The sequence below is a fragment of the Vibrio sp. 1-2 (7-a) genome, assembly GCF_013048515.1.
Taxonomy (GTDB): Bacteria; Pseudomonadota; Gammaproteobacteria; order Enterobacterales; family Vibrionaceae; genus Vibrio; species Vibrio diabolicus.
The window spans coordinates 512,014-526,333 of the sequence record NZ_VHSQ01000002.1 but is presented as its reverse complement, the minus strand read 5'-3'; the positions used below and the strand labels follow the sequence as shown (position 1 = coordinate 526,333).

Sequence of the window (14,320 nt, the reverse complement as noted above, 5' to 3'; positions counted from 1 at the left end):
TCCCCTCAAGAGAGGGGAGTAGAAAGTTCAATTACCAGCGGTAGTTTGCGTTTAGCATGACAGAGCGAGACTGGCCGTAGTAACACCAGTAATCGCAACCTGAAACAAACTCTTTATCCAGAATGTTGTTAACGTTTAGCTGTGCTTGCCACTGTGAAGTGATGTCGTAAGTGACTGACGCATCCCAAAGAGTGACTGAAGGAACAGTTAGGTTCGAGCTCTTAGGGTTATCTTTTGACTCACCTACGTAGCGCACACCAGTACCGATATTGAGGCCTGGAATCAGGCTGTAGGCGCTGTAGTCTACCCATGCTGAAGCTTGGTGTTCAGGAATAAGTGCGGCTTGTTTTTTACCTTGGCCAAAACTCTCATCTGTTTTCGCTTTAGTGTAGGTGTAGCTTGCCATCAGTTTTAGATCGTCGGTTAGCTGCGCCGTGCTTTCAAGCTCAATACCTTGAGAAGTCACTTCCCCCGTTTGTGTCGCGATCCATGTTGAAGGGTTAGTCACCAACGCGTTCTTTTGCGTAATGTCGAACCATGCAAGGTTGATAAAGCCATCCATAAAGCCTGGCTCATACTTCACACCTACTTCTACTTGTTCGCCTTCTAGCGGTTTGTATAGTTCATTGGTTGCTGTATCAATTGTACTGATCACTTCAAACGACTGAGAGTAGTTTGCGTAAGGTGACAGACCATTGTTTGCAAGGAACATAACACCCGCGCTGAGAGACAACTGACCATCATCACGAGATTCGTTTTGATCAACGCCTGCGCCTTTGCCAGAGTTTTCTGTTTTCACCCAGTCGTAACGAGCACCGATGTTACCAATCCACTGTTCATGCAGTTTCAATTGGTATTGTGAGTAGACACTTGCTTGAGATTTCTCAATCTCACGTTTCACGTTGTTGGCAGGATCAAGAGGGGTGAAGTTGCCGTAAACTGGGTTCCACGGGTTGATGGTGCCAAACGCGTAGTTGTCCTGCTCGTCGCCATCGGTTTTGTGGAATTGCAGATCCATACCGACAAGCACCGTGTGCTCTGCGTTGTCAGTCATCCAGTTGCCGACAGCGTTATTGTCGAATGTGATGCTCTGGTTTTTGCCGTCACGGAATACGATGCCTTGCGCTAATTCTTCTTTCGCAGGATCGTTGTTTGAGAATGCGTAAGAGCTGCGCAAGTACAACTCATTGGAGCCGTAGTTGAGGTTTTGAGAGAATGACCACGTGTCATTGATGTCGTGCTCTAGCAAATAACCTAGAGAGAACTGCGTGCGTTCGTATTTATCGTAGTTTGGCTGACCAAGGTTAGTCGAAGGATCGATTTTGCCAAAGTTAGAACCAATCAGAGTGCCTGCCGCTGGGAAAAATGGGTTGGTTGGCACACCGTCATCACGAAGGTAAGTGGCCAAAACGGTCAGCATTGTGCGGTCAGAAATGTCGAACTCGACGCTTGGCGCTAGATAAAAACGCTCGTTGTTAGTGCCGTCCAGTTCGCCATCTTGGCTTGTCATCAGGCCAACCAAACGGTAGCGGATTGTGCCAGCGTCGTTTGCTTCATCAGCAATGTCAAAACCTACAGACTGGTGTTGGTTGTTGCCTACTTCGACTTTTACTTCGCCTTGAGGCGTAAACGTTGGTTTTTTCTGTACAGCATTCACGATACCGCCTGGTGCCGATTCACCAAACAGAATAGCTGATGGGCCTTTAACCACTTCCACACGTTCTAGGCCGTAAGGTTCGACCAACCATGTGTAGTAACCATCGCGGAATAGGCGGTTGCCGTTTAGGTAAGTCGCTGCATCAAATCCACGAACTTTGAACCAATCAGTGTCGTTGTCTGCGCCATAAGGCTGAGCGGTTACGCCAGATGTGTAGCGTAATGCTTCGTCCAACTTTTGCGGTGCACGAACGCGAAGCTCGTCTTCAGAGATAATAGAAACGCTGCGTGGTGTTTCTGCCGCAGGGGTTTCTACTTTAAGTGCTTGCGCGGTGACCGTAATGGTCTCCATTGCAATAATGTCATCTTGTACAACGTCTTGTTGAGCTTGTGCTGTGAATGCAACCACTGCTGCTGTTGGTGCCAAAGCACAGACCAACGCGTTACGGATCGCGATGGTCAGTAAGTTATTCTTTGTCATAAATATATTCCCGACAATTATGATTAACGCTAAGCTTAATTGTAATTATTATCATTTGAACTTTTGTTTCGGTATTTTACTGACTTTTGTATCAAAAGATAGTAAAACGTTCGCAAATTCATTCGCGGTACTTAAAGTCGTTGTTATGTTCAATTGGTTTGAAAAACTGACCCAACCCTTTCCCCAGATGGAAACCGAAAAGCCACCGAAGACACTTTTTGGCTTCTGTCGCTTTTACACTCGTGGCTTTGAAGCCCCTTTACTTGTTATGGCTGTGTTCAGTGCGCTTATTGCCATTACTGAGGTAACGCTGTTGCGTTATATGGGTGAGCTCGTCGATATTCTCTCTAATCAAGATCGCGCAACATTCTGGCAAGACCAGGGTGATCGCATGCTAATGATGCTGTTCTTAGTGGCGGTTGTGATGCCAGTTCTCGGTTTTGTCCACTCAATGGTGATGCACCAAACGTTATTGGGTAACTACCCGATGTCTATCCGTTGGTTGATTCACCGTTACTTGCTAAAACAAGCGGTTGGATTTTTCCAACGTGACTTTGCAGGCCGAGTTGCGACCAAAGTGATGCAAAGTGCGTTAGCGGTACGAGAAACGGTCATGAAGTTGGTGGATGTACTGGTTTATATCAGCGTTTATTTTCTTTCGATGCTTTGGATGATGGGCGAGGCCGATGGTTTGCTGATGTTGCCTATTGTGATTTGGATAGGAATGTACGCGGTTATCCAGTTCTACTTTATCCCTAAAATGAAACAAGTAGCGACAGAGCAAGCGGATGCTCGCTCTGTAATGACTGGACGCATTGTCGATTCTTACACCAACATTTCTACCGTAAAACTATTCGCTCATTCACAGCGAGAGTTGGAATACGCAGAAAGCAGCATGAAGCAATTTTTGGTGACGGTTTACCGCCAAATGCGCATGGTGACTTGTTTGCTGTTTAGTGTCGATGCCATCAACTATTTACTGCTGATGTCTATCAGTGCCATTTCGGTTTATCTATGGCTAGATCACGCTGTAACAATTGGTGCTATTGCGATTGCCATTAGTATTGCGTTGCGCGTACAAGGAATGTCGAAGTGGATCATGTGGGAAGTTAGCGCATTGTTTGAAAACATCGGTACGGTAGTGGACGGTATTAATACGATTTCAAACGAAGTTGAAGTGAAAGACATACCAAATGCCAAGCCTCTGCAAATCTCTCAAGGTGAGATCTGCTTTGATCACGTAGGTTTTAACTACAGTGATGAAAAGGCGGTATTTGAGAACTTGAATCTGACCATCAAACCGGGCGAAAAAGTCGGTATTGTCGGTCGTTCTGGGGCAGGCAAATCCACGTTGGTTAACCTGTTGCTGCGTTTTTACGACGTAAATACGGGGAAAATTTGTATTGATGGACAGGATATTTCTCAAGTCGAACAAGAGTCGCTGCGCCAACACATCGGTATGATCACGCAAGACACCTCTTTGCTACATCGCTCAATTAAGGAAAACATTCTTTACGGTGATCCAGATGCTTCAATGGATGCCGTTATCGCAGCTGCTGAGAAAGCACATGCTCATGATTTCATTCAATCTCTACGAGACGAGCAAGGTAACGTTGGCTATGACGTTGAAGTGGGTGAACGCGGTGTGAAGCTGTCTGGTGGTCAGCGTCAACGTGTGGCGATTGCTCGCGTACTGCTGAAAAACGCGCCAATTTTGATCATGGATGAAGCAACGTCTGCACTTGATTCAGAAGTAGAATCGGCAATTCAAGAAAACCTTGAAGTTCTGATGGAAGGAAAAACTGTGATTGCGATTGCTCACCGTTTATCAACGATTGCCGCGATGGATCGTTTGATTGTGATGGATGACGGCAAAATCATTGAGCAAGGCTCGCATTACGAGCTGCTGCAATTGGGTGGTGTTTACGCTCAGTTGTGGAAGCATCAAACCGGCGGCTTTTTGTCTGAGCAAGGTGATGCTCAACTGCAAGTCATCTAATATGACGCTACACGAAAGAGGAGCAAATGCTCCTCTTTTTTATGTCTGCCGTTTATACCGAGTGAGTAGGCGTCAATGGGTGACGTTTACTTGTGATTATTCATTAAGTTAGGCCAACTTAATGATGGTTATGTCTATAACTCACTGTCGTTCTTGCATTTTTTACGCTTTTTTTACGCGAACTCCGAATGGGCTTTTGCTAAAGTTTCTGCATCGAATTTTGGTTGATGTACTTTATGTTTGCTCATTGGCGAGATAACACATTTCTCTTTTCTGCCATCGTGATTGTTGGCGCGGTTGTGGCCTCATGGCTGTTGGACCAATTGTTTGGCTCTACAGCTGCGGTCCTGCTGATTTTGCAGTTAGCAGTTGTGGTGGTGGCGTTTCAATGCAACTCGCGATTCGCTTATGCGGCGGCGGTGATCGAAGCGTTGAGCTTCAACTTCTTTTTCACGACGCCTCGTTACTCTTTGCAGATGCTTCGTCCGGAAGACATTTTTAATCTAGTCGTGTTTATGGTGGTGGCATTTATCACCAGCACCTTTGCGGATCTCTATCGTCGCCAGCAGGGCGAGTTAAAACAAACCAAGCTGCAAAACAGCATCCTCCTATCGGTGTCCCATGACCTACGCACGCCGCTGGCAACCATTATTGGAACACTGACCACTCTCAACGAGTACATGCCCAAGCTCAATGACTTAGAGCGGAAAGAATTGCTCGACAGTGCGACTTCAGAAAGCCACCGCTTGCATCAATATATAGAGAACCTCTTACAGGCGACTAAGCTCCAACACGGCACATTAAAAATTACCAAAAAAGATGAGCCTATTGCGAATATTGTGCGGGATGCGGTTTCTCGTTTGCCGAATTACACCGAGAAAGTATCCATGAATATGGATGATGCCGTTGGCTATTTGTCAGTAAGTCGTTCGCTCATCGAACAAGCGATTTTTAATGTGCTGGATAATGCCATGCGATTTTCACCAGAGAATGAATCTGTTGAGGTTTCTCTTTCTAAGCAGGATTCGTCGTGCGTGATTGATGTTCGGGACAAGGGGATTGGCATCAAAGCTGAAGATGCGGAAAAAATATTCAGCCTTTTCTATTCTGGCGCGAACAACAAATCGGCCGATTCAGGCACCGGAATGGGACTCGCGGTTGCCAAAGGCATCATCACCGCACACCAAGGTGAGATTCAATCTATGCCAGTATCAAAAGGGACGCTGATCCGCATTCGACTTCCACTCAATCAAGGAGCAGAGCAGGCGTGAGTTACAAAGTTTTAGTCGTGGACGATGAGCCTCGCATTCATACCTTTATTCGAATTTCGCTGTCTGCTGAAGGGTTTGATTACATTGGCGCGAGTACCATTGCAGAAGCCAAAGCGTGTTTCGAAGCGCATTCGCCGCACGTCATTCTGCTAGATTTAGGCTTGCCCGACGGCGATGGGACGGAGTTCCTCACTACGCTTCGTCAGACGTATAAAACGCCAGTGTTAGTGCTGACAGCTCGTGATCAAGAAGAGGAAAAAATTTGCCTTTTAGAAGCGGGCGCGAATGATTACTTGAGCAAACCTTTTGGCGTAAAAGAGCTCATTGCGCGCATCAAAGTGCTGGTTCGAGATTTGGTGGATGAGCAAACCGTCGCTGATGAGCTGGTGGCTGGCAGAGTCAAAATCATCAAAAGTACTCACCAATTTTGGTTGGATCAGAGGGAAATTCCACTCACCAAGAAAGAGTTTTCTTTCATTGAACAGTTGATTCTCAAGCCGGGAAAACTCATTGAGCAAACTCATTTACTAGTGGTGATTTGGGGAAAAAGTCATGTCGAAGATACTCACTACTTACGCGTGCTAGTGAGTCAACTACGCAAAAAACTGAACGATAGTGCTGACGAACAGCGACTTTTAAAAACCGAGCCGGGGCTGGGTTATCGTTTAGTGCTTGAGACGTCCAAGCACCACTAAATTCCAAATTTAATCAACGTTAATGCCAAGGTTTAGTGCTGGTTATCGGCACTCGAACAGGATTCGTGTTGCCTATTTTCCGTGACGGAAAATCAGTCTAACCCTTAACGCATTAGCATTTTCTATACATAAAACACAGTTAGGGATTGATATGGCTCACTTTACAGTAATTGGTTTAGGGCGATTTGGCGTTGCCGCCAGCTTAGAACTTATTCATCTTGGACACACCGTAACGGGGGTGGATAGCGACCCGAAAATCGTCGAAAAATACGTCGAAGAGTTAACGCAAGCGGTCATATGTGACGCAACAGACGAAGGCGCACTCAGAGAGTTAGCGTTAGCGAACAGTGATGTGGTGTTGGTGGCGATTGGCGAAGACATGCAAGCCAGTTTGTTGTGTACGCTGGCGCTGAAAAATTTAGGCGTGAAATCTATTTGGGTCAAAGCGAGCACCAAAGCACACCACACCATCGTATCTAAGCTGGGTGTACAACGCATTATTCATCCGGAAGAGGAGATGGGCGTAAGAGTCGCGCAGGCACTCAACTATCCGATGGTGAACAACTATTTGGAAATGGGGCATGGTTTGTATGTGGTGGAAATCCACGTTAAATCCAATCTGCACGATACGCCGCTTTCTAAGTTGATCAGCCGAGGCAGTTACAACATTCAGCCGATATTGGTGAAGCGCGAAGAAGCCGTCTACACCAATATCAATGATGAGTTTGTGCTTAATGAGTTCGACACGCTGTTGCTTTGCGGTAGTCGCGCTGAGCTGAAATACGTCGCTCCAAGGTTGGTGTAACATGGTTTTGTGGCATCCTTCTATTATCCCAATCGAGCGAAAACCCAAAGCGGGCAAAAAACTGTTGGGCGCACCGCCGCTGATACTTAGCCTCAGCTTTGCCTGCTTGATCATTCTCGGCACAGTCTTACTCAAACTGCCGATTGCCACCACTGAGCCCATCACTTGGATTCAAAGCTTGTTTACTGCGACATCGGCTATTACGGTGACGGGATTAGTTGTGGTGGACACGGGTACGGCGTTTACGCCTTTTGGGCAAGTGGTTATTGCTTTCCTGATTCAATGTGGTGGCCTAGGTTTAATGACGTTTGCCATCGTGACCTTGCTGGCTCTGGGCGGAAAAATTGGCTTTTTGGAGCGAGCAGTCGCGAGAGAGGCGTTCAACCAAACTGACTCATCGACACTCATTGCCACTGCTAAATCTGTATTGATGTTCGCTCTGCTCGTTGAACTTATTGGTTTTACCATTTTGAGCGTTTATTGGAGTGAAGAGCTGGGCTGGAAAACCAGTTTGTTCCATGGTTTCTTCTACACCATCAGTGCGTTTAACAATGCAGGTTTTGCGTTGAGTGCCGATAGCTTAATGCCTTACGTCGACGACCCGGTCGTTAACTTCACCATTACCAGTTTGTTCATTATTGGTGGTTTAGGCTTCTCGGTTTGGATTGACTTAAAACGCAATCGCCGTTGGCACCGACTCACCGTTTACAGTCGAATGATGATCTTAGGCACGGTGATCATTAACGTGGTGGCACTTATTGCGATTTACCTGATTGAATATGACAACCCCAACACGCTTGCTCCGTTGAGCGAAGCGGGGAAATGGTGGGCATCGTGGTTTCAAGCGGTGACGCCAAGAACGGCAGGGTTCAATACTTTAGCTATCGATCAGTTGGAAGATGCCACAACGGCGATCATTCTGGTGTTGATGTTTATCGGCGGTGGATCATTGAGCACGGCAAGTGGCATTAAAGTTGTGACATTTATGGTGTTAGTCTTGGCAACTTACAGCTATTTGCGTCGCGATGAAGCAACCTATGCGTTTCAACGTGAGATTCCCAAAGAGACCATCAGCAAGGCATTGGCGCTGACTCTGATCTCGGTGGGCGTGACTTGGTTTGCCATATTCACGCTGTTACTGACAGAGAAAGCGTCTATGTTAGACATTATGTTCGAAGCGGTCTCGGCGCTAGGTACGGTTGGGTTATCGCGAGGCTTAACGGGCAGTTTGTCCGAACCGGGTGAGTTAGTGATCATCTTCATGATGTTTATGGGACGATTAGGGCCTCTTACTTTAGCGTACTTCTTAGCCAGTCCAAGAAAGAAAAAAGCGCGTTACGCGAGCACTAAACTGGCAATAGGGTAAATGGGCTAACTCGGAGAAAATGACCCAAAGGCTGGGTACAAGAGGAGTAACTGCTCCTCTTTTTGTGCTCGTTGTAGCCACGAAACTGTATACGGCAGTCTCTCTCACAACAATTTATGATTCATCTCTATTTTTTATCATTTATAAATTGTCGTTTTTGGGGTGTTGTCCAGAATGGCATTATCCACGTGCAACATAAGATTGCCGGGAATAAAAATAATTACAATACTGCCTTACTGGAAGATACATGAAAATCAAACCCCTCCCACCTTTAAATAGCCTCGTTGCGTTTGAAGCGTCGGCGCGGCACTTGAGTTTTACGTTAGCCGCTGACGAGCTAAACGTGACCCAAGGTGCCATCAGTCGCCAAATTAGACAATTAGAAGAATACTTGGGCAAGGCTATGTTCACGCGAGCCAATCGAAGCATTAACTTAACGCCTACAGGTCTTCAATATTATCAAGCTGTCAGCCAATCTTTGCTCGATATTGCTCAAATCACGGGTGAAGTGAAGAAATGGCAGGGCGAACAAAAGATCACGGTTGCGACGACAAATGCAATGGCAGCCTTGTGGTTGTTGCCTAAGGTTGCTCAATTTCAAAATGAACATGATGACATCGATATAAGGATATTGGCCTCAGATAATGTGTTGGACTTACGCCGATTAGATTGCGATATCGCCTTGTTTTATTGTCGCACTCCACCTGCGGAAATGGATGTGACAACGCTATTTTCGGAAGAAGTATTCCCTGTGTGTAGCCCGCTTTATTTAGAGAAAATCGGCCAGCCTAGTGAGCCAGAAGAAATCTTCAATAAAACGTTACTCTATCTGGAAGAGTCTCAAAGAGATTGGGTGAATTGGGAGCAGTGGTTTGCGAGTGTGGGGTTGCCAAATATTTCGCCTCGTAATCGCATGAACATCAATAACTATCCAATGCTGTTACAAGCGGCAATTAATGGTCAGGGCATCGCGTTAGCCTGGGGCTCATTAGTGGACGACTATTTACAAAGCGGCGCTTTGGTTAGGCCAGTCGAGCATGTTCTTTCAACACATTCCAATTTTTCTATGCTTGAACCTAAAAATAGAGGTTTAATCCCAGCAAGCGTCAAACGTTTTAGAGAATGGCTTTTGCATCAGTTGCCAGATGAAGTAGGTGATCGAGGCTTAGCTTAAATCAATAAGCAGAGAAAATAACAGAGTTTGGTAATGTTAAAAAAGCGGGAATATCAGTTCCCGCTTTTTTAATTGATTGATGAAACGACGCACTAACTTAGTACTGGTCCCTGATTAAGTGTGGAATCATCTTTTAGTGAGGATGTTGAAGCGATAGGCTCGGAAACCACTGTTTTGCTTTCAACAAGCGGTTCAACAGGACCATCAAGTTTCTCTTGCTCTGGGTGAACATGCTCAGGCAGCATTGCCCATGGCTTAGGTTCGCGTCGAATACTATGGAACAGCGTTAAGCTCATCACCGCGATAAAAATGGCGATAGGGAAACCGGCAATAATGGAGGCCGTTTGCATTGCTTTTAACCCTCCTGCGTATAGAAGTACTCCCGCAATGGCAGCGATCATGATCCCCCATAGTACCCGTATAGACGTAGGAGGCTCACTGTGTCCAGCGGCATCGAGGGTACATAGAACTAAGGTACCTGAGTCAGCGGAGGTAATGAAATAAGTACCGAGTAATAAACACGCAAGTACGCTAAGTAGTTTACCAAACATACCTGTATCTAGATTGTCGAATAGCGTAAACAAAGCGCGTGTCGTATCAGCTTTAGTCGCTTCAAGAATCGGGCCGCCAGAAAAATCCGCAGGTGGTGTTTGTTTGGCTTCTTGTGCCGCAGTGACTTGCTCTTGATGAGCAACACGAGCGTCTTGCTCTACCTTCAACGCTGCACCACCAAATACTGAAATCCATAAAAACGTGATTAGCGTAGGTACGATTAATGCGCCACCGATAAGTTCACGTATTGTGCGTCCTTTAGAGATACGAGCTACAAACATGCCAACGAAAGGTGCCCAAGTCATCCACCAAGGCCAGTAATAAGCCGTCCACCAGTTTTGCCAGCCAGAGTCATTCTGTGCATCGCTCCATAAGCTCATACCGACAATGTTTTGTGCATAAAGCCCCGTGCTTTCAAGTAGCGTATTTAAGATATAGCGAGTTGGGCCAATATAAAGTACGACCAGCACGAGTGCGAGTGAAAGCAGCATGTTCCATTCTGATAAACGGCGAATACCTTTCCCTACACCAGATAGCACCGACGCAACCGCACAAGTACAAAGGGAAACGATAATAAAGAGTTGAATCCCCAAACTAATGTCTAGACCAAAGGCTTGATTCAAACCAGAGTTTATTTGGATAACTCCCATCCCCAAGGTTTGAGAGATACCGAAAGCAGTCACCGCGACTGTTAGGATATCAACCGTGTGCCCGATAGGCCCATAAATACGATCGCCAATCAAAGGGTACAAGATAGAGCGTAGGGTAAAAGGCAGATCTTTACGGTAGGAAAAGTAAGCTAATGCGAGTGCAACAATGATAAAGACAGACCAAGGATGTAGACCCCAATGAAAGAATGTCAGCTTCATTGATGTTGTTGCGGCTTCATTGGTCAGGCCTTGAGTAAATGGGTTGTCAGCGTAATGCCACATCGGTTCGGCGACCGACCAGAAAATTAAGCCTATCCCCATGCCTCCGGAAAAAAGCATGGATACCCAAGACAAATAACTAAACTCTGGTTTTTCGTCATCTTTACTCAAACGAATATGTCCATATCGACTAACCATAAGATAAAGAAGAAAACCGACAACGAGTGAAACAAGTCCGATGTAAAACCACTTCATATTCTGCAGCAAAATGCCGGAAATCGTTTCGAAGTATTGACCCGCTTGGTTGGCGAGAATGGCGCAGAAAAGTACAAAACCGATAACGACGATCTTTGATGCGATAGTCACAGTCGGATTGAGTCCTTTCAATATCCCAGATGTTGCTCTCATAGGCATCCCTCACAGTGCTTTTGTTTTAGCGTTATTGTTTGTTGCGTTATTGTTAATTTTTGAAAGAGAGTAGAGAGAGGGCTTTTGTGTTTCAACTGATTAATACTCATCGGTTAATGAGTATTAATCATGACAAGAAGAACCTTGTTAATTAAAAGGTTATTTTGTTGTTTGAGATCAATGCACGAATGACAAAAACTCATCCAAACCCGGCGAAAAAGTCGTTTGTTTGTTGCTGGGTTGTTAATCAAAATCATCTCCACTAACACAACACGATGTTGTACGCACTGGATGCAACTCGACTCTCGGAGATAAGAATATGAGCAATGTCAACCAAACCATTATTCCTGTTGAACTTGTTGATAATGTACTGAACCCAATCAGTGAAGCAACAGGAATGCCGAATCAGGCCTACACCAGCGAAGAGTATTTTACTTTTGAGCGTGATCAGGTGTTTGGTAACACTTGGGTATGCATTGGTTTTGCATCAGACCTGCTTAAAAATGGCTATGTGATGCCACTTGATTTCATGAATCTTCCACTACTCATGATGAGAAATCGTCAAGGTGAAGTCCAAGTCTTCCACAACGTATGTAGTCATCGTGGTATGAAGCTGGTGCATGAGGCAGGCGAAGTTCAAGGCATGATTCGCTGTCCTTACCATTCATGGACGTACGATCTTGACGGTAATCTAAAAGGCACACCACACATCGGTGGTATCGCAAAACACAAAGATGATCGATTTAAGTGTGAAAAACACGGCCTTAAGCCACTTCGTTCAGCCGTTTGGATGGACATGGTATTCGTTAACTTATCGGGCAATGCAGAAAGCTTTGAAAATCATATCGCGCCGCTAGAGCAACGTTGGCAGCAGTTCTTAGGTGAAGATGGGTTAGGTCTTCTTCGCCGAGTGAACATGGGTGGCAACTTAGAGATCGAAGTGAAAAGTAACTGGAAGCTGGCCGTAGAAAACTACTGTGAGGCTTACCACTTACCTTGGGTGCATCCGAGTTTGAACAGTTATTCTCGCCTAGAGGATCACTACAACATCATGTTTGCAGAGCGCTTTGCTGGTCAAGGTAGTCTCGCGTACAACCTTTCAGATACAGCAGGAACACACTTACCTAAATTTCCAAGCTGGCCAGAAGATAAACTGCGTCATGCAGAATACGTTGCACTCTTTCCAAACGTGTTGCTTGGTATTCAAGCCGATCATGCCTTTGCAATGATGATTGAACCAATCACTGCGAATAAGAGTGTTGAGCACCTACGTGTTTTCTATGTGGGTGATGAAGCAACGAAAGATGAGTTTGCTGCGTGTCGTACCGCTACCGTTGAGTCGTGGCGAGTCGTGTTCGGCGAAGATATTGGAGCGGTCGAAGGTATGCAGGAAGGTCGTTACTCACCTGGCTTTAGTGGTGGCGTGTTCTCACCAGAAATGGATGTTCCGACGCATTTCTTCCAAACCTGGTTGGCAAAGCAAGTGAAAGCGGCACTGGAGCAGTAAGATGATGCATTACCTTAATTATATTGATGGAGAGTGGTGCGATTCAGAGCAAGCGCTGACCGTCATGAATCCTGGCACAGCCGAAGCGTATGCGACGATTGCAGAAGCCACTATCACCGATGCCGATCGCGCAATGGCAGCGGCACGCCGAGTGGTCAATCAAGGCCTTCTTTCGGACGTTCGTCCAGCCGTCAGAACCGAGTGGATGTTAAAAGCCGCCGCAGCTATTCGTGAAATGGTTGATGAAGGTGGGTTAGTTGCCTGTCGTGAAAATGGGAAATCTTTGCAAGATGCCAAAGATGAGTTTTTAGAGTCGGCACGTTACTTTGAATACTACGCAGGCATGGCCGACAAGCTGGAAGGCACGTCAATTCCGTTGGGTAAAGACTATGTCGACTTCACTCAATATGTGCCGTTTGGCGTGTCGGTGCAGATTGTGCCGTGGAATTTCCCTGTCTCTATTTGTGCACGCTCATTGGCACCTGCATTAGCCGCAGGTAACGCAGTGGTGATCAAATCGCCAGAGATTTCTCCACTTGCCATGACGTTGTTGATTAAAGCGATTGAAAAAGCGGGCTTCCCAAAAGGCACGATTAACTTGCTATGTGGGAAAGGCTCCGTCGTTGGCAGCCACTTGGTGCAGCATCAAGACGTTGATCAAATTGTCTTTACGGGTTCGGTACCGACCGGCCAACGCATCCTGCAAGATTCAGCGCAACGCGCTACACCATCGGTGATGGAGCTGGGTGGTAAATCTGCTGCTATCGCGCTGAAAGATGTGAGTCTCGAAACGCTTTTACAAAGCGTTCAAGTCGGTATTTTCTTTAACGCTGGTCAAGTGTGTTCGGCAATGTCTCGTTTGCTGATTCAAAAAGAGCGTTATGAAGAAGTAAAAGCGGCGGTAGTGGAAATGGCAAAAAGCCTAACTATTGGTCAAGGCGAAAGCCAGCCGGACATCACACCGTTGGTATCTGCTGATCAACAAGCACGCGTGCTTGAAATGATAGAGCAAGCAAAAGCCGACGGCGCGAATATCCTAATGGGTGGCTACGCACCTGATTTATCGGGTTACTTTGTGGCACCAACGGTGATTGAAGCCTCACCAGATATGCGTATTGCTCAAGAAGAAGTGTTTGGCCCTGTACTGGTAATTACACCGTTTGAAACTGAACACGAAGCGATCGATATCGCGAATGGGACTGATTTTGGCCTGGTCGCTGGTGTCTTTGGTGAAAGCCTAAACCAAACATTGCGTGTGGCACAGCAACTGCGTGGTGGGCAAGTGTTCATCAATGAATGGTTTGCTGGTGGCATCGAAACACCATTCGGTGGCGTGGGCTTGTCCGGGTTTGGGCGAGAAAAAGGACAAGAAGCGATTTATAGCTATGTCCAGACACGCAATATTGCCATTCGTTTGCAGCAAGACAGCAACGTATAGCTACTGTGTAACTTGATTTTCATCACCTCGCACCGGCTTGGATTTCAGACCACAAGCTAGGGCGAGGTTGATGGAATCACAACAAATCTGACAGTGGTT

The 14,320-nt window shown here is 46.2% G+C and carries 10 protein-coding genes; 8 read left to right on the top strand and 2 right to left on the bottom strand.

Annotated features, from left to right (window positions below):
• Positions 1-31 precede the first annotated feature (31 nt).
• Positions 32-2,137 (bottom strand): TonB-dependent siderophore receptor, encoded by a 2,106-nt coding sequence (locus tag FKN08_RS10000; RefSeq protein ID WP_170892016.1) that lies wholly within the window; start codon positions 2,135-2,137, stop codon positions 32-34.
• Between the two features lie 145 nt (positions 2,138-2,282).
• Here FKN08_RS10000 and FKN08_RS09995 point away from each other — a divergent pair, with 145 nt between their 5' ends.
• The 6 genes from FKN08_RS09995 (at position 2,283) to FKN08_RS09970 (ending at position 9,447) form a co-directional block, all read left to right on the top strand.
• Positions 2,283-4,136, top strand: coding sequence for an ABC transporter ATP-binding protein (locus FKN08_RS09995; RefSeq protein ID WP_170892015.1), 1,854 nt, complete (start codon positions 2,283-2,285; stop codon positions 4,134-4,136).
• Between the two features lie 236 nt (positions 4,137-4,372).
• On the top strand, positions 4,373-5,407 hold the full coding sequence (locus FKN08_RS09990; RefSeq protein ID WP_170892014.1) for an ATP-binding protein: 1,035 nt from the start codon (positions 4,373-4,375) through the stop codon (positions 5,405-5,407).
• Positions 5,404-6,102 (top strand): response regulator transcription factor, encoded by a 699-nt coding sequence (locus FKN08_RS09985; protein WP_170892013.1) that lies wholly within the window; start codon positions 5,404-5,406, stop codon positions 6,100-6,102. Before FKN08_RS09990 ends, FKN08_RS09985 begins: the two co-directional genes overlap by 4 nt.
• Positions 6,103-6,253: 151 nt before the next feature.
• Positions 6,254-6,907 (top strand): TrkA family potassium uptake protein, encoded by a 654-nt coding sequence (locus FKN08_RS09980; RefSeq protein ID WP_005375180.1) that lies wholly within the window; start codon positions 6,254-6,256, stop codon positions 6,905-6,907.
• 1 nt (position 6,908) lies between these two features.
• Positions 6,909-8,273 (top strand): TrkH family potassium uptake protein, encoded by a 1,365-nt coding sequence (locus tag FKN08_RS09975; RefSeq protein WP_005499707.1) that lies wholly within the window; start codon positions 6,909-6,911, stop codon positions 8,271-8,273.
• Between the two features lie 247 nt (positions 8,274-8,520).
• A complete protein-coding gene (locus FKN08_RS09970) occupies positions 8,521-9,447 on the top strand; it encodes a LysR substrate-binding domain-containing protein (RefSeq protein WP_006742241.1) in 927 nt (308 codons plus the stop codon).
• A gap of 92 nt (positions 9,448-9,539) precedes the next feature.
• On the opposite strand, the gene FKN08_RS09965 is transcribed toward FKN08_RS09970, so the two are convergent.
• Positions 9,540-11,276, bottom strand: coding sequence for a BCCT family transporter (locus tag FKN08_RS09965; protein ID WP_044129598.1), 1,737 nt, complete (start codon positions 11,274-11,276; stop codon positions 9,540-9,542).
• 319 nt (positions 11,277-11,595) lie between these two features.
• On the opposite strand from FKN08_RS09965, the gene FKN08_RS09960 reads away from it, so the two are divergent.
• On the top strand, positions 11,596-12,783 hold the full coding sequence (locus FKN08_RS09960; protein WP_104973070.1) for an aromatic ring-hydroxylating dioxygenase subunit alpha: 1,188 nt from the start codon (positions 11,596-11,598) through the stop codon (positions 12,781-12,783).
• 1 nt (position 12,784) lies between these two features.
• On the top strand, positions 12,785-14,221 hold the full coding sequence (locus tag FKN08_RS09955) for an aldehyde dehydrogenase family protein (protein WP_170892012.1): 1,437 nt from the start codon (positions 12,785-12,787) through the stop codon (positions 14,219-14,221).
• The last annotated feature ends 99 nt before the right edge of the window (positions 14,222-14,320 follow it).